This window comes from Actinomadura rubteroloni (assembly GCF_002911665.1).
Classification (GTDB): domain Bacteria; phylum Actinomycetota; class Actinomycetes; order Streptosporangiales; family Streptosporangiaceae; genus Spirillospora; species Spirillospora rubteroloni.
Genome location: NZ_MTBP01000001.1, coordinates 1,308,915 through 1,324,494 on the forward strand (window position 1 = coordinate 1,308,915; position 15,580 = coordinate 1,324,494).

At 72.5% G+C, this 15,580-nt stretch carries 13 protein-coding genes; 11 read left to right on the top strand and 2 right to left on the bottom strand.

The window, feature by feature from the left end:
- Positions 1–14: 14 nt before the first annotated feature.
- Complete coding sequence (locus BTM25_RS05840) at positions 15–2,657, bottom strand: helix-turn-helix transcriptional regulator (RefSeq protein ID WP_103561690.1); 2,643 nt, start codon at positions 2,655–2,657, stop codon at positions 15–17.
- Positions 2,658–2,732: 75 nt separating this feature from the next.
- Between BTM25_RS05840 and BTM25_RS05845 the strand changes: the two genes are divergently transcribed.
- Positions 2,733–3,812 (top strand): alkene reductase, encoded by a 1,080-nt coding sequence (locus BTM25_RS05845; RefSeq protein ID WP_103562776.1) that lies wholly within the window; start codon positions 2,733–2,735, stop codon positions 3,810–3,812.
- 52 nt (positions 3,813–3,864) lie between these two features.
- Here the strand turns inward: BTM25_RS05845 and BTM25_RS05850 are convergent, their stop codons facing one another.
- Positions 3,865–4,365, bottom strand: a complete 501-nt coding sequence (locus tag BTM25_RS05850) for a C40 family peptidase (RefSeq protein WP_103561691.1) — start codon at positions 4,363–4,365, stop codon at positions 3,865–3,867.
- 1,287 nt (positions 4,366–5,652) lie between these two features.
- Between BTM25_RS05850 and BTM25_RS05855 the strand changes: the two genes are divergently transcribed.
- From BTM25_RS05855 to BTM25_RS05905, 10 genes are all read left to right on the top strand, one after another.
- Positions 5,653–6,426 carry an SDR family oxidoreductase gene (locus BTM25_RS05855; RefSeq protein ID WP_103561692.1) on the top strand — a complete coding sequence of 258 codons (774 nt, stop codon included), beginning with the start codon at positions 5,653–5,655 and terminating at the stop codon, positions 6,424–6,426.
- Positions 6,427–6,434: 8 nt separating this feature from the next.
- Complete coding sequence (locus tag BTM25_RS05860; RefSeq protein WP_103561693.1) at positions 6,435–7,199, top strand: crotonase/enoyl-CoA hydratase family protein; 765 nt, start codon at positions 6,435–6,437, stop codon at positions 7,197–7,199.
- Positions 7,200–7,339: 140 nt separating this feature from the next.
- Positions 7,340–8,410 (top strand): hypothetical protein, encoded by a 1,071-nt coding sequence (locus tag BTM25_RS05865; RefSeq protein ID WP_103561694.1) that lies wholly within the window; start codon positions 7,340–7,342, stop codon positions 8,408–8,410.
- A gap of 126 nt (positions 8,411–8,536) precedes the next feature.
- On the top strand, positions 8,537–9,268 hold the full coding sequence (locus tag BTM25_RS05870; protein WP_103561695.1) for a response regulator transcription factor: 732 nt from the start codon (positions 8,537–8,539) through the stop codon (positions 9,266–9,268).
- On the top strand, positions 9,265–10,698 hold the full coding sequence (locus tag BTM25_RS05875; RefSeq protein WP_103561696.1) for a sensor histidine kinase: 1,434 nt from the start codon (positions 9,265–9,267) through the stop codon (positions 10,696–10,698). The genes BTM25_RS05870 and BTM25_RS05875 overlap by 4 nt, the downstream gene beginning before the upstream one ends.
- A 180-nt stretch (positions 10,699–10,878) precedes the next feature.
- Positions 10,879–11,808, top strand: coding sequence for a S1C family serine protease (locus BTM25_RS05880; protein WP_103561697.1), 930 nt, complete (start codon positions 10,879–10,881; stop codon positions 11,806–11,808).
- Between the two features lie 252 nt (positions 11,809–12,060).
- Positions 12,061–12,456: a hypothetical protein gene (locus tag BTM25_RS05885; protein WP_103561698.1), complete on the top strand. Its 396-nt coding sequence runs from the start codon at positions 12,061–12,063 to the stop codon at positions 12,454–12,456.
- Positions 12,457–12,689: 233 nt separating this feature from the next.
- Positions 12,690–13,064 carry a hypothetical protein gene (locus tag BTM25_RS05890; protein ID WP_146058976.1) on the top strand — a complete coding sequence of 125 codons (375 nt, stop codon included), beginning with the start codon at positions 12,690–12,692 and terminating at the stop codon, positions 13,062–13,064.
- Between the two features lie 2 nt (positions 13,065–13,066).
- A complete protein-coding gene (locus tag BTM25_RS30640; protein WP_146058977.1) occupies positions 13,067–14,383 on the top strand; it encodes a WXG100 family type VII secretion target in 1,317 nt (438 codons plus the stop codon).
- Between the two features lie 32 nt (positions 14,384–14,415).
- Positions 14,416–15,570: a S8 family serine peptidase gene (locus BTM25_RS05905; RefSeq protein ID WP_103561702.1), complete on the top strand. Its 1,155-nt coding sequence runs from the start codon at positions 14,416–14,418 to the stop codon at positions 15,568–15,570.
- Positions 15,571–15,580 lie beyond the last annotated feature (10 nt).

Consider the following 15,580-nt stretch of genomic DNA (forward strand, 5'->3'; position numbering starts at 1 on the left):
CTTGGACGCCGAGATCAGGGCACGAGTTCGAGCCCCGCCAGCTCGCGCCGCGACGACACCCCGAGTTTTGGGTACGCCTTGTAGAGGTGGTACTCGACGGTCCGGGGGCTGAGGAAGAGCTGCGCGGCGATCTCCCGGCTGCTCGTCCCCGCCGCCGCGAGCCGCACGACCTGCCGTTCCTGCGGCGTGAGGCGGTCGAGGGCGTCGGCGTCGGGCGCGAGCGTGACGGCCTCGCCGGTCGCGCGCAGCTCGCCGCGCGCCCGCTCGGCCCACGGCGCGGCGCGCAGCCGCTCGAACGTCTCCAGCGCGGAGCGCAGCGGACGGCGGGCGTCGGCGCGGCGCCGGTGCCGCCGCAACCACTCGCCGTACAGCAGCTCGGTGCGGGCCGCCTCGAACGGACGGTCCGCGCGCGTGTGCTCGTCCAGCGCGCGAAGGTAAGGGTCCTCGGCGTCGTCCAGCAGGGCCGCGCAGCGCAGCGCGAGCGCGAGCGCCCACGGCTGCCCGGTCGCGTCGGCCCAGGCGCGGAGCCGGACGGCGGCGGGACGCGCCTCGTCCGGCCGGCCCAGCCGCACCGCCGCCTCGGCCAGGTCGGCGATCGAGGACATCATCCCGGCGGCGTGGCGGCGCGGCCCGGCGACCAGCGGCGCCAGCCGCCGCACGGTCTCGTCGGGACGGCCGGACCCGAGGTCGAGCAGCGCCAGCGCCGCCTGCGCGAACGCCCCGCCGGGCACCGCGTCCTCCGCCGCGCGGACGCGGGCCTCGTCGCCCTCGATCGCGGCGAGCCGGGCGTGCGCCGCCGCGAGCCGTCCGGCGCGGCGCGTCAGGCCGGTGTCGCGGGCGAGCGCGGCGGCCTCCTCGACCGACGCGGCGGCGTCGCCGTGCAGGCCGCGTTCGAGCTGGACGCGGGCCTGGGCGTGCAGCAGCGCGGGCAGCGCGCCGAGGAGCCCGCGCCGCCGGTGGTGGGCGATCTCCTCGGCGGTGAGGACGGCCACGGCGTCGTCCGCGCCGATCGCGAGGGCCGCCTGGACGGCGTCGGGCCGGTCCGGGGACGCGGGCGACGCGGCGAGGGCGTCGGCGACGTGCGCGGCGAGCGGCGGGACGCCGTCGGCGTACGCGCCCTCGATCATCCGCGCGAGCCCGCGCACGAAGCGGTCGTCGAGCCCGGCGGCGCGCAGTCGCGCGTCGGCGGCGCACACGGCGGACGCCGTCCCGGACGTCCACCCGTAGAGCGCGGCGGTCCGCAGCAGCGGGACGACCTCGCCGGACGGCGTGTGCGCGGCCCGGTCGACGAGCATCCGCGCCGCCGTCCGGGTGTCGCCGCGCTCGAACTCCACGGCCGCCCGGACCCGGACGAGCCGGGTGGTCTCCACCGGGTCGTCGGTGAGGCCCTCGGCGCCGAGCGCGAGTTCCTCGGCCTCCCCGGGATGCCCGGACAGCAGGTGCAGTTCGGCGGCCGTCGCGATCCGGCGCACGCGGTCCGCCGCGTCCGGGCTCAGCTCGGCGGCCCTGCGGTACAGCGCGGCGGCGGTGCCGTGCCCGCCGCGCGACCGCGCCCGCTCGGCGCCGGCGGACAGCTCGGCGGCCACCTCCTCGTCGGGCGCGATCGCGGCCGACGCGCGGTGCCGCACGCGGCAGTCGGGGTTCTCGGCGGTCGCGGCGAGGACGCGGTGCGCGGCGACGCGCCGGTCGGCGGGCGCGCTCTGGTAGGCGGCGGCGCGGATCAGCGGGTGCCGGAAGAACAGCGTCGAGCCCGTGACGGCGACGAGCCAGTCGCGTTCGGCGGGCGCGAGGTCGGCGAGGGACGCGCCGGACTCGGCCGCGGCGGTGAGCAGGGACGACAGGTGCCCGCGTCCCTCGGCCGCCGCGAGCAGCAGCATCCAGCGGCTCTGTTCGGGCAGGCGCGCGATCCGCGCCTGGTAGCCGGCGAGGACCCGGTCGGCGACGGGCAGCGGCGCGGGGCCGCCGGGGAACGCCGACCCCGGGGCGCCGAACTCGACCAGGGCGAGCGGGTTGCCCGCCGACTGCCGGATGACGTCCGTGCGGCGCGCGGCGGGCAGCCCGCGCGCGGCGAGCAGCCGGTCGGCGTCCGCGGGCGCCAGCCGGTCGACGACCAGCTCCGGCAGCCCGGCGAAGGGGAAGCAGGGGACGCGGCACGCGCCGGGCGCGCAGTCGTCCCGGACGGCGACCAGCAGGACGACCCGTTCGGCGGTGAGGCGCCGCGCCGCGAACTGGAGGGACTCGGCGGTCGCGGCGTCCAGCCAGTGCGCGTCGTCCACGAGGCACAGGACGGGCTCGGTCTCGGCGAGGTCGGCGAGCAGCGTCAGCAGCGCGAGCCCGGCGGCGAACCGGTCGGGCCGCTCGGCCGGGACGGTGCCGAGCGCGCCGTGCAGCGCGGCGGCGTGCGGCTCGGGCAGCGCGTCCAGCCGGTCCCGGACGGGCCACAGCAACTGGCTCAGCCCGGCGAACGCGAGTTCGGCCTCGGCCTCGACGCCCGTCGCGCGCAGGACCCGCAGCCCCGGTTCGACGACGGCGTCCAGCAGCGCCGTCTTCCCGATGCCCGCCTCGCCGCGCAGCACCAGCGCGCCGCTGCGGCCCTCGCGGGCGCCCGCGAGGAGCGCGGCGATCCGTCGTTGTTCTTCGTCCCGGCCGTACAGCACAGCTCCAAACTACGGGCTGAAACCCCGAAACCTTACGGATTCGCCCGGTAGTACCGGCTTCCTAGCGTGCTGTGCATGACGGACACACTTTTCTCCCCTGTGACGGTTGGCAAGCTCACCCTCCCGAACCGCATCGTGATGGCCCCGATGACGCGCAGCCGCGCGGACGAGGAGGGCAACGTCCAGCCGCTGACGGCCGAGTACTACGCGCAGCGGGCGAGCGCCGGGCTGATCATCAGTGAGGCCGTCCAGCCGAGCCGCCGGGCCCAGGGCTATGTCTGGACGCCGGGGCTGCACGAGGACTCGCACGTCACCGCCTGGCGGACGGTGACCGACGCCGTCCACGCGGCGGGCGGACGGATCTTCGCGCAGATCATGCACTCGGGCCGCGTCGGCCACCCGGTGCTCCAGCCCGACGGGGCGCTGCCGCTCGGCCCGTCGCCGCTGGCGTCCGGCGAGAAGCTGTTCACCCCGGACGGGCTGCTGGACCATCCCGTCCCGGAGGAGATGACGACCGACGACATCGCTCAGGCCGTCCGGGAGTTCGCGGACGCGGCGCGCAACGCGGTCGCGGCGGGTTTCGACGGTGTCGAGCTGCACGGCGCGAACGGCTACCTGATCCAGCAGTTCCTCGCGGACGGCAGCAACGTCCGCACCGACGCCTACGGCGGCTCGATCCCGAACCGCATCCGGTTCGCGGTGGAGGTCGTGGCGGCGACGGTGGAGGCGATCGGCGCCGAGCGCGTCGGCCTGCGCGTCTCGCCGGGCGGCCGGGCCAACGGCCTCTCCGAGAGCGACACCGACGAGCTGTACGCGGCGCTCGTCGCGGCCGTGGCGCCGTACGGGCTCGCGTACCTGCACATCATGGAGACCGGGGACCGGGCGACGACGCGGCGCATCCGCGCGGCCTGGCCCGGGACGCTGCTGCTGAACCCGCATCCGACGCCGGAGTCGTTCCCGTCCAAGCCGGAGTACGGCGTGGCGGCGCTGGCGGACGGCGACGCCGACGCGGTCGTGTTCGGCGAACTGTGGATCGGCAACCCCGACCTGCCCGCGCGGATCAAGGCGGGCGGCCCGTACAACGCGGCGGACCCGTCCCTGTTCTTCGGCGGCGACCACCACGGCTACACCGATTACGCGGCGCAGGACGCATGACCGCGAACGGCCCCGGACCCACCACGGGGTACGGGGCCGTTCGACGCGCGTGTCAGTAGCCGGGCCGGACCCCGCCGTTGAAGTTGCGCTTGTAGTAGCTGTTCAGCTTGATCCGCTTGACGCGCTGGCCGGAGCTCGGCGCGTGGATCATGTAGCCCTTGCCGACGTAGATGCCGACGTGGGTACGACCGCCGTAGAAGAACAGCAGGTCGCCCTTGACGGCGCCCTTCCAGGACACCTTGTACTTGACCGCGCGGTAGAGCTGCTGCGACGTGCGGGGCAGCTTGACGCCGGCCTTGCGCCAGGAGCCGCCCGCGAGGCCCGAGCAGTCCCACGAGCCGGGACCGGCCGCGCCGTAGCGGTACGGGTCGCCGATCTGCTTGTAGGCGTAGCGGACGGCGTAGTCGGCGCGCTCGCGCTGCTTGGCCCGTCGCGCCGACGTGATCGTGCTGGTGGCGGCCACCGTCCGGATCTGCGGGGTGGCGGCCGGGGCCGCGTTCACCGCCTGCGGCGCGACGAGGACACCGGCGCCGATCGCGGCGGCGGAGGCCACCGTCGCGAAGCGGGCGAAGCGCGTGCGGGCAGGGGTGTTCCGGGTGGTTCGGGGGGTATGCAGGACGACTCCAGACCTTGCGGGCGGTGCCTACCGGCGCAGCCGTCACCCTCGGGCAGGGCTGTGCCCGGCGTGGGTTCGGTTCTGCGACGCGGCCTCGGGTGCGCGCACCGTCCAAAGAGGGGATCGGCGGGACCCGGTCGCGGTTCCGGCTCCGTGCTCCTGACCGCACGGACACGGCGTCCGACGCGGCGGCGATGGGTTGGGGGCGCCGTTTCTCGCGCGTCGGTGGTGCTGTTCTGTTGTGATCCGGCCGCGGGCCGGGGTTCCGCTGGACGTCTCGCTTCCGAGCGTCCGGCCGACGGCGTTGTCGGGCGGTCCAGCCGCAGGGATCGCCAGGAACGTAGCCATAGCCCGGGATATCTGGCAAATCAGAGGGCCGGATTCCGGGGCCGACAGGGCGCCGGGAGCCCGCGCTAGCTGCGCCGATCCCGGGCCGGTGATCTGGGTCACAGATAGGGGTAATTGGCCCCCGGGTGCGCTTCAGATGGCCGTGAGGGCAGCTCTAAAGCCGCTGTTGTTGATCACCTTGAGTAGTGGTCGGCCGGGTGCTCTCGTCGCTGGTCTCACCTGGCCGTCAGGGTCGTGTGGCCGCGACGTGGTGGATGTCTCATCCGGTCGCGTGGTCGTTCCGTGATCTGCGGGCATTCGATTACGCACCGTTACAAGATTTCGGACAGAAAGAACGTGGGTTTACCGGGTCGTGATCTCTTTCACCCGCTGCCGCGTGGGCCGACGTGCGCGCGACCGGACGTGGCCACCGGCCAGAAGAATTCCGGAAATGCTCGTCGATGATCAAAGATGGCGTGGCTGCTCCTCGTCCGAACGCAGGATCGAGCGTCGGCCATTTCCGCCATTCTCGACCCGGCGTCCCCGTGTGGGGGCGGATCGTCCGAGATGTCCGGTGGCCGCCACGTGCCCGGTCAGGTCACCTGTCAGGCCCCCGGCACGTCTCCCGGCGGAGGCTTACGTCCGAGCGAGGTCTTCGTCACTGTCCGGTGACGCCGCGCGCTCGTTTCTTGCTAGGGATCCCCGAGGGTGCGGACTGGTATTACTCAGCCCGCGTCGGGTCGGCGCGTCCGGGCGGCTCCGGACGCCCGCCCCGCACGGCCGGGACGGGCGGCCACCAGCGGCCCGGGGGTGAAGCGGCCGGAACATTCCCCGTATTGTGACTTGTGGGTAACATCACCCGAACCACATTCGGTCCCCTGACGTAAGGTGCTGCTTATGGACCTGAACGGAGTTTCCGCCGTCGTCTCCGGTGGTGCGAGCGGTCTCGGTGAGGCCACCGTCCGCGCCCTCGCCGCCGCCGGCGCCAAGGTAGTCGTCGCCGACCTGAACGAGGACAAGGGCAAGGCCCTCGCGGACGAGATCGGCGGCGTGTTCGTCAAGACCGACGTCACCGACGAGACGCAGGTGCAGGCCGCCGTCCAGGCCGCCGTCGACAGCGGCGCGCCGCTGCGCGTCCTCGTCAGCAGCGCCGGCATCGGCTGGGCGACCCGCACCGTCGACCGCAACGGCACCCCGCACGACCTCGCGACCTTCGAGAAGGTCGTCCAGATCAACCTGATCGGCACCTTCAACCTCCTGCGCCTCGGCGCGGCGGCGATCGCGAAGACCGAGCCCGCCGACGCCGACGGCCTGCGCGGCGTCGTCATCAACACCGCGTCCGTCGCGGCCCTGGAGGGCCAGACCGGGCAGATCGCGTACTCCGCGTCCAAGGGCGGCATCGTCGGCATGACGCTGCCCGCCGCCCGCGACCTCGCCGCGATCGGCGTCCGCGTCAACACGGTCTGCCCCGGCATCATCGACACGCCGATCTACGGCGAGGGCGAGGCGGCCGAGGAGTTCAAGGCGAAGCTGGCCCAGCCGGTGCCGTTCCCCAAGCGCATGGGCAAGGCGTCGGAGTTCGCGCACCTCGTCGTCTCCCTCATCGAGAACGACTACATGAACGGCGAGACCGTCCGGTTCGACGGCGGCATCCGCTTCCAGCCGAAGTGAGGCACTGAATGTCCGAGGCTGTTCTCACCGAGGAGGACGGCGCCGTCCTCGTCATCACGATCAACCGTCCCGAGGCGCGCAACGCGGTCAACAGCGCGGTCGCGCAGGGGATCGCCAAGGCGCTGGACGAGCTGGACTCGCGCAAGGACCTGTCGATCGGGATCCTCACCGGCGCGGGCGGCACGTTCTGCGCCGGCATGGACCTGAAGGGCTTCCTCACGGGCGACAACCCGACCGTCGAGGGCCGCGGGTTCGCGGGGATCGTGGAGCGTCCGGCGGCCAAGCCGCTGATCGCGGCCGTCGAGGGCTTCGCGCTCGCGGGCGGCTGCGAGGTCGCGCTGTCGTGCGACATGGTCGTGGCGGCGCGGGACGCGCAGTTCGGCCTGCCCGAGCCCAAGCGCGGGCTGGTCGCCGCGGGCGGCGGCCTGCTGCGGCTGCCGCAGCGGATCCCGTTCCACATCGCGATGGAGATCGCGCTGACCGGGGACAAGTACCCGGCGGACCGCATGGCGGAGCTGGGCTTCGTCAACCGGCTCACCGAGTCCGGCGGCGCGCTCGCCGCGGCCAAGGAGCTGGCGCTCAAGGTCGCCGAGAACGCCCCGCTGGCGCTCGCGGCCACCAAGAAGGTCATCGTGGAGTCGGCCGACTGGACCGCCGACGAGGCGTTCGCCAAGCAGAACGACATCGTCATCCCGGTCTTCGGTTCGCAGGACGCGATGGAAGGCCCGGCGGCCTTCGCGGAGAAGCGCAAGCCCGTCTGGAAGGGCGAGTAGTCCCACTCGTCAGGGTCGTGCAGGGCCGTGCGCCGGGGATGTCCCCGGACGCACGGCCTTTCCGTTGCACCCCTCTTACCCGCCGGTAAGTCTTCCCGTACCCTGTGGGGCGGTCGGACGCCGGAGCGAGGGGGCAGGTCATGCGACGGAACGCGGTGCTCGCCGGGGCCACGGCGCTCGTCCTCGGATCGGGGACGGTGTTCGCGCCCTCCGCGCTCGCGACCGGCTGGCGCAATATCTCCAGTTCCGCGCTGAAATACGACGGCAGCCTGGACCGCGTCGACTTCGCGAGCAAGAGCGTCGGCTGGGCCGTCGGCGCGAGCGGCTCGTTCTTCTCCCCGACCGCGCGGATCGTCCGCTGGACCGGCACGTCCTGGACGGGCCAGAAGAGCCCGGTCGGCTTCGCGCCCACCGACGTCGCCGCCGCGAGCGCGAGCCGGGCGTGGATCGTCGGCTACAACCTGACCGGCCCCGTCAGCGTGTACTGGAACGGCTCCAAGTGGACGCAGGTGAGCTTCCCGCTGGTCGGGCTGCCCACCCAGGTCTCCGCCGGGACGGACGGCGCCGCCTACGCGATCACCGGTGTGGACGTCAGTTCGGGCGGCCCCGCCGCGATCCTGCGCTGGACGGGCTCGGGCTGGCTCGACCCGAAGGTCCCGCTGCCCGCCTCGACGTCGATCGTCGGAGTGGACGTCCGGTCCAAGTCGGACGTGTGGCTGGCGGGCACGACCACAAACGGCACGACCGTGACCGGGCTCGTCGTCCACTACGACGGGAAGTCCTGGAAGCAGCTCAAGATCCCGGGCTCGCTCGGCACGCCCACCAACCGCGCCGTGCTGACGCGGATCGTCGCGAACTCGGCCACCAACGTCTACGTGCTGCGGGCGAAGCAGAACGCGCAGTCGACGAACGCGCTGCTCCACTACGACGGCAAGACGTGGAAGACGGCGAACCTGCCCGGCGCGCAGACGCCGGTGGGCCTGTCGTCGGACGGCAAGGGCGGCGCGATCGTGATCCCCGCGACGTCCACCGGCAGGACGACCTACTACCGCTACGACGGCAAGGCCTGGACGACCGCGCGCGGGCCGTCCCGCGCCGGGACGCTCACCGTCGGCGACGCGGACGCCCGCCCCGGCACGTCGGGCGTCGCGAGCGCGGGCACGGCGAGCAACGGCTCGTCCCGCGTCCCGTTCATCGAATACCTCGGCTAGCCGCCCCGGCCGGGACACCCTGCCGCGCCCGGGGCCGCCGTGCGGGCTGACCTGGGGGATCGGGTGGCGGTCAGCGTTCTTTCAGGTTCGCGTGGCACGCTTGCCCGAAGGGAGAAGGGGGACGCCGTGGCCGACACGACCGGGGGCTCGGCGGGCGGCCGGACGCCGGAGGCGCGGCTGCTCGTCGTGGAGGACGAGCCCAACATCCTGGAACTGCTCGCCGGGAGCCTGCGCTTCACCGGCTTCGACGTCGTCACGGCCACCAGCGGCGCCGATGCCGTCCAGGCCGCGCGGCGGCACCGGCCGGACCTGATCGTGCTGGACGTCATGCTGCCCGACATCGACGGGTTCGACGTCGCGCGGCGGCTGCGGTCGGGCGGCGACCACACGCCGGTCGTGTTCCTGACCGCGCGTGACACCGTCCAGGACCGGGTGAAGGGCCTCACGATCGGCGGTGACGACTATGTCACCAAGCCGTTCAGCCTGGAGGAGGTCATCGCCCGCATCCGCGCGGTGCTGCGCCGGTTCCGGGGCGGGGCGGGCGAGCCGCAGGCCCGCATGGTGTTCGCCGACATCGAGCTGGACGAGGACTCGCACGAGGTGTGGCGCGGCGGCTCGGTCGTCCAGCTCTCGCCGACGGAGTTCAAGCTGCTGCGCTACTTCATGGCGAACGCCGGGCGCGTCCTGTCCAAGGCGCAGATCCTCGACCACGTCTGGAACTACGACTTCCGGGGCGACGCTGGAATCGTCGAGTCGTACGTCTCGGCGCTGCGGCGCAAGGTCGACAACAGCGAGCCCCGGCTGATCCACACGCTGCGCGGCGTCGGCTACGTCCTGCGGGAACCGCCGTCGCGATGAGCGTGCGCGGGTTCGCCGTCCGGACGTCCCTGCGGACGCGCCTCATCGCGGGCGCGCTGCTGCTGGTCGCGCTCGGGCTGACGGTGATGAGCGCGGCGAGCGTCGGCGTGCTGCGCACCTACCTGGTCGGACGCGCCGACGCGCAGCTCCACGAGAACATCCCGCGCGCCGTCGACCAGGTCGCGCCGCAGCTCGCCACCGACCAGGCGCACATCGTCGTGCGGATGCCGAGCGAGATGTTCATCGAGGTGCGCGGCGCGGACGGACGGCTCCGGGAGAGCGACACGCCGCCGTTCGGGACGTCCGGCCGTCCCCGCCTCTCGACCCGCGACTACAAGCGGATCGACGAGCCGTTCACCGCGCACGGCACCGACCGCGCCCGCACGCCGTGGCGGGTGATCACCGAGCCGCTGCCGGGCGGGGACGTCGTCGTGCTCGCGCTCAGCCTGGAGGAGGTCGAGCGGACGGTCGGCCGGCTCGTCGCCATCGACATGATCGTCGGGGGGCTCGTCGTCGCGGGGATCACCGTGCTCGGCGTGTGGGCGGTCGGCGCGAGCCTGCGCCCGCTGCGCGAGATCGAGCGCACCGCCGGGGCGATCGCGGCCGGGGACCTGTCGCGGCGTGTCTCCGAGGCCGATCCGCGCACCGAGGTCGGACGGCTCGGCCTCGCGCTCAACGGGATGCTCAGCCAGATCGAGGCGGCGTTCGGCGCCCGCGCGGTGTCGGAGGCGTCGGCGCGCGAGTCGGAGGCGCGGATGCGCCGGTTCGTCGCGGACGCCAGCCACGAACTGCGCACGCCGCTCACCGCGATCCGCGGGTTCGCCGAGCTGTACCGGCAGGGCGCGGCCCGGTCGCCGGACGAGCTGGACCGGCTCATCGGCCGGATCGAGGACGCCGCGTCCCGCATGGGCCTGCTGGTCGAGGACCTGCTGCTGCTCGCCCGGCTGGACCGGCAGCGTCCCATCGAGCGCACGCCGGTGGACGTGCTCGCGGTCGCCGCCGACTCCGTCCGGGAGGCCAGAGTCGTGGCGCCCGAACGCGACATCGACCTCACGGTGGACGGGACGGTCGCCTACCAGGTGCTCGGCGACGAACCGCGCCTGCGGCAGGTGTTCGGGAACCTGCTCGCCAACGCCGTCGCGCACACGCCGCCGGACACGCCGATCGAGGTCCGGCTCCGTCCGGGAACGCTCGGCGGGGCGCCCGCCGCCGTCTGCGAGGTCGCCGACCGGGGGCCGGGGCTGAGCGGCGAGCAGCGCGAACGCGTCTTCGAGCGGTTCTACCGCGTCGACGAGGCGCGCAGCCGGGGCGGGACGGGGCTCGGCCTCGCGATCGTCGCGGCGCTGGTCGCGGCGCACGACGGACGCGTCGAGGTGGAGTCCGAGCCGGGACAGGGCGCGACGTTCCGGGTCCTGCTGCCACTCGACTGAGAGTTTCCAGGTCGTTTTCAGGTTCGTGCGGTCTGCTGACGTCCGCAGGGCGCGCTTCCGCTCCGGAGGACCGGAAGAACGCGCCCTGCCCACACTTTCAGGGGACGTTCAGCAAGCGCTCAGTGCGGTCTCAGGCCCGTCGCCGATAGTCGGGATCAGGCAACCGACAGGGGGACCGACATGACCGAGCCGAACGAACCTTGGCGGCAGTGGACACCGCCGAACCCGAACGCGCCGCACCTCCAGCCGCCGGTGCAGCCCGCACCGCCCGCGCCGGAGCCGGCCGCGGAGCGACGGGGACGCTGGACGTTCGGCCGCCGGATCGCCGCCGTGGGGGCGGCGGCGCTCGTGGCCGTCGGGTCGGGCGCGGCAGGCGCCGCCGTCGCGCTGTCGGCCACCGGGGACGGGACGGTCTACTCCAGCCCGACGGCGGTCTCCGGCGCGTCCACCACCGGCGGTTCGACGGCGCAGGTCGCGGCGGCGGTGTCGCCGAGCGTCGTGTCGGTGGCCACCCAGACCGGCTCGGGCTCCGGCGTGATCATCCGCTCGGACGGCGTGATCATGACGAACGCGCACGTCGTCTCGGGGGCGAGCGCCGTGACCGTCAAGTTCAGCAACGGGAAGACGGCGCGGGCGACGGTGGTCGGATCCGACACGTCGCACGACATCGCGGTCCTGAAGGCGTCCGGCGTGTCCGGGCTGAAGCCGGTGACGTTCGGGAACAGCGACGGCCTCGCGGTCGGCGACGCGGTGCTCGCGATCGGGAGCCCGCTCGGCCTGGACGGGTCGGTGACGTCCGGGATCGTCAGCGCGCTCGGCCGGGAGATCAAGGAGAGCGACGAACAGGACCAGCAGCTCCCGTCCTTCCTGCGCGGCCAGACGCCGCAGGAGCAGACGGTGATCCGCAACGCGATCCAGACGGACGCGGCGATCAACCCGGGCAACTCGGGCGGGGCACTGGTGAACGCGGCGGGACAGCTCGTCGGGATCAACACGGCGATCGCCACGTCGGGCGGCTCGTCGTCGGGGAACATCGGGGTCGGCTTCGCGATCTCGTCCAACACCGCCCGGTCGGCCGCCGCCAAGATCATCTCCGCGGGCTCGGTCTAAAGGACTCACCGGTGACATCGTGGTCACGGCTCTGGGGGGAGCGGGCGAGCGGTCACCGGTGACAGGGCCGCACGGGGTGGCGCCCCGTGCGGCCGGCATGGGAGAGCACGGCCGCGTGATCCGCCTTACGGATCACGCGGCCGTGTCGCCGTTGAGTACGACGTCGTCGGAGATCTGAGTACCCGCGCGGTGGCCTCACCGTCCGTCGGCGGCGGACGATGGGTGCCCCGACCGAGAACGGAGAACCCGCCGATGTCCCCCCGCTTCTTCGCCTCTCCGCTGACGACCGCTGTGGCCCACCCGGTGTTCGCTCCCGGCACCGAACCCGTCCCGTCGGACCGTCCTCCGTCCCGGACCGCGCTGATCGCCGCAGCGTTCGTCACCCTGATCTTCGACCTGCTCTGCGCAGGGTTCGCCCTGCTGTGCGCGGCGCTGGCGGCGAGTGACCTCAACGGCGACGGCGGCGCAGACGCACACGGCTACTCGGTGGGCTTCAGACTCGTCGCAGTGTTCAGCGCGGCGGTCGGCGTCCTGCCGCTCTTCGCGACCGCCCCGTCCCGCGTGTCCCGTCAAACCACCCTGTGCGCCATAGCGGTCCTCGCCCCGATCAGCGGTTTCGCCCTCATCATGGCCGTCGGCTCCCTCTGACCGCCGCCCGCGTCGGCGCGTAGAGCGCTCAAGGTGACGTGATTGTTACTTTCCGGAATGTCCCAGGTCGCACGCCCGGCTCCGGCTCTCTTTCACCGCACAACCTGGCTCAGCGCACCGAAACCGAGCCGGTAACGCGTCCTGACAGTCGACTTGACCACCGTCACGGTCATCCTTGATCATGCAATGACCCCGCGCACCTCTCCGCATCCGCATGCCCGAAAGGTGGACCGGTGGCAGGACCGGGCACATCCAGGTACGACCACGCCAAGATCAAGGACGTCGCCAGGACGATGCACGCGGAACTCCAGCGCGTCACAGGTCCCGGCACGCTCTCCGACGTCTCGTCACGCGGCAACGTCCCCGCCGCGGCCTTCGGCTCCTGGGACGCGGCCAAGTCCCTTGCCGCAACCGTCACGGCCGGAAACCAGCAGATCGCGTCGCTCTACCAGGGCTTTCTCAACGACTTCGCGCACGTCGCAGACATGATCTCCAAGATCGCCGACAACTATCGCGAGTCCGACGAGAAGATGCTCGCCGCGATCCGCTCGATCAACCCGAGCGGAGAGCAGCCGCCGACCACGTCAACGGTGAAGCCGGTGGAGTGACGATGACCCAGTACCACCTCCGTACCGGCGGCGCGCCGACCGGCGACCCGTCCTCCTACGGCGACATCGGCAAGATCCGCGCGCTCCTCAAGGCGACCGATGCGAACGCGATCAAGGAGGCGGGCACTGCGTACGTGGCCGCCTCACAGCATCTTGAAAGCTTGTACAGCGTCATCAGCCGTGCGTCGAGAATTCTGGCCGATGTCTGGGAGGACGAAGCCTCGACTGCCACTCAGAAGACGCTCCGCAAACTCCAGGCGACCGCCGAAGAACTTCGCAGCACGACCGCCAAGGTCGGAGGGGCCCTCGACTGGTACGGCAGCGAAATCCTCCCGTGGTACGTCAAGCACAAGCCGGACACGGGCCTGATCAAGGACGGCGGCGACGACAAGTACGCCCGCGAGTACATGCAGCGCTTGAACAGGCGCATTGCCGAGGCGTGGACGCGTCTGCCCGATTCCGTGACCGTGCACTCCGTGCGAGACGTCGAGCAGATCGACGATCCAGCGCGACGGCCGAGAACGAGTGACGTACCGACGAGCGGCCCGAACGCATCAAGTAGTGGCGGCTCGCCGAGCGGAAACCCGGGCCACCATCGACCGCTTCCCAGCGCCACGGCTCCGAACGGCATCGACGGACCACAGAATCCCAACGGGAACAACACTGTGCCGACGACCGGACGGCCCGCCTCGCTCGGTGGCGCGGTGACGGACACCCGACTCGCCGGCGCCGGAGGCAACAGCATCACGGGCCCGCCGTTCGGCGGGCCGCCGGCTGGTCCGGGCGGCGCGCCGAACCCGTTCGGCGGTCTGGGCGGCGTCGGTCCGGGTGGATCTCCGGGCGCTATGCCGGGCGTCGGACCCAGCCCGGGAGGCCTCGACCCGACGGGCGGAGGACTAGGCGCTCCCGGCCGGGACGCGTTCGGTTCGAGCGGTCGCGGCGGCGCGGCCTCGTCGGCGAAGGGATCCGGCCCTATGAGCGCCGGTGGGACCGGCGGGGGGAAACAAGACGACCGCCAGGAGGAGCGGCGCCGCGAGTTCTGGCTCGCCGAGGACCGCGCGAACTGGAGCGGAGACCCTGCGGTCGCCCCGGTGATCGGTGACGCGTCTGCGACAGCCGTCGAGTACGACGACCAGACCTGGCGCGTCGACTCCTCGACCGCAAACTGGGGCGTGGAGCCTGTGCCCGAAGTGGTCCTCGGCGGGACGTCCCGGCCGCGGAACGAGCCCGAAGAAGCCGAAACTGGCACCGCCGAGGAGATCCGGGACGCGCGCCCGGCCCGGTTGGAGGCTCCGCCGGAACTCAGGGGCGACGAGTGAGCAGATGGAGGCGGACCAAGGGGTCGACGGCCGTGCTGTGCGCCGTCGTCCCGATGGTCTTCGGTCCGGTCACCGCGTCGGCGTCTCCAGCCCCCCGCCCGGAGGAATGGTGGTTCACGACCTGGAGCGTCCAGCCCAAGGTGTGGCCCGTGTCGAGAGGTGCGGGCGTCACGGTCGCCGTTGTGGACTCGGGCGCCAATGGAAGGCTTCCCGAACTCGCTGATCGGCTCCTTCCCGGCTGGGATGCGACGGGCAACGGCACGGACGGACGTACGGACGTCGACATAGAAAAAGACATGTTCGACAAAGGCGGCTTCGGCCACGGGTCCGGCATGGCCGCCCTTATCGTGGCCAACGGCTCGGGCACCGGGATGCTCGGCCTTGCCCCGGACACGAAAGTCCTGCCGGTCGTAGCGCGTGTGAGCATCGACTACGCCAAGGGAATCACGTGGTCGGCCGATCATGGCGCGAAGGTCATCAACGTCTCGGCCGCGTGGCGTCGCGGACCGGACGGAAACCCTTGCAGTCCAGATCTCCAGAGAGCGATCGACCACGCGCTGGAACGCGACGTGGTCGTGGTCGCGGGCTCGGGCAACAGCCCGGAGGAACGGTTCATGGAGCCCGGCGGCTGCCCAGGCGTGCTGACCGTCGGCGCGGTGGACGGCGATTTGAAGCCGTGGGCCAATACGACCCGGCAGCCTTCGGTCGACGTCGCGGCACCTGGAGTCCACATCGGGACGCTGGATCGAAAAGGAAAAATGATCCGCGCCTCCGGTACGAGCGCGTCGACGGCTCTCACGTCGGCGGTCGTGGCGCTGGTGCGGGCGAAATTCCCCAGCATGTCGGCGCGCGAGGTCGTGCAGCGGATCGTCGCCACGGCGAAGGACGTCGGTCCGTCCGGCAAGGACGAGCAGACGGGTTACGGACTGGTGATGCCGTACCGGGCCCTGACGGCGGACGTTCCTAAGAACGCCGCCAACCCGGTCTATGCCGAATGGGACCGCCATCACGGTCAGGCGCCACCGGTGAAGCAGGCCGCGCGTCCTGTCGGGGATGACGGCACGAGCGCGGTGTTGAGCGCGAAGGCCCTCGCGCTGACCGGCCTTGGTATCGCCGTCCTCCTCGCGATCGTGGGAACGGCGGTCGTCGTCGTGGCCCGTTCGCGACGTCAAGCCCGCGCCCGATGAAAGGCGAGGT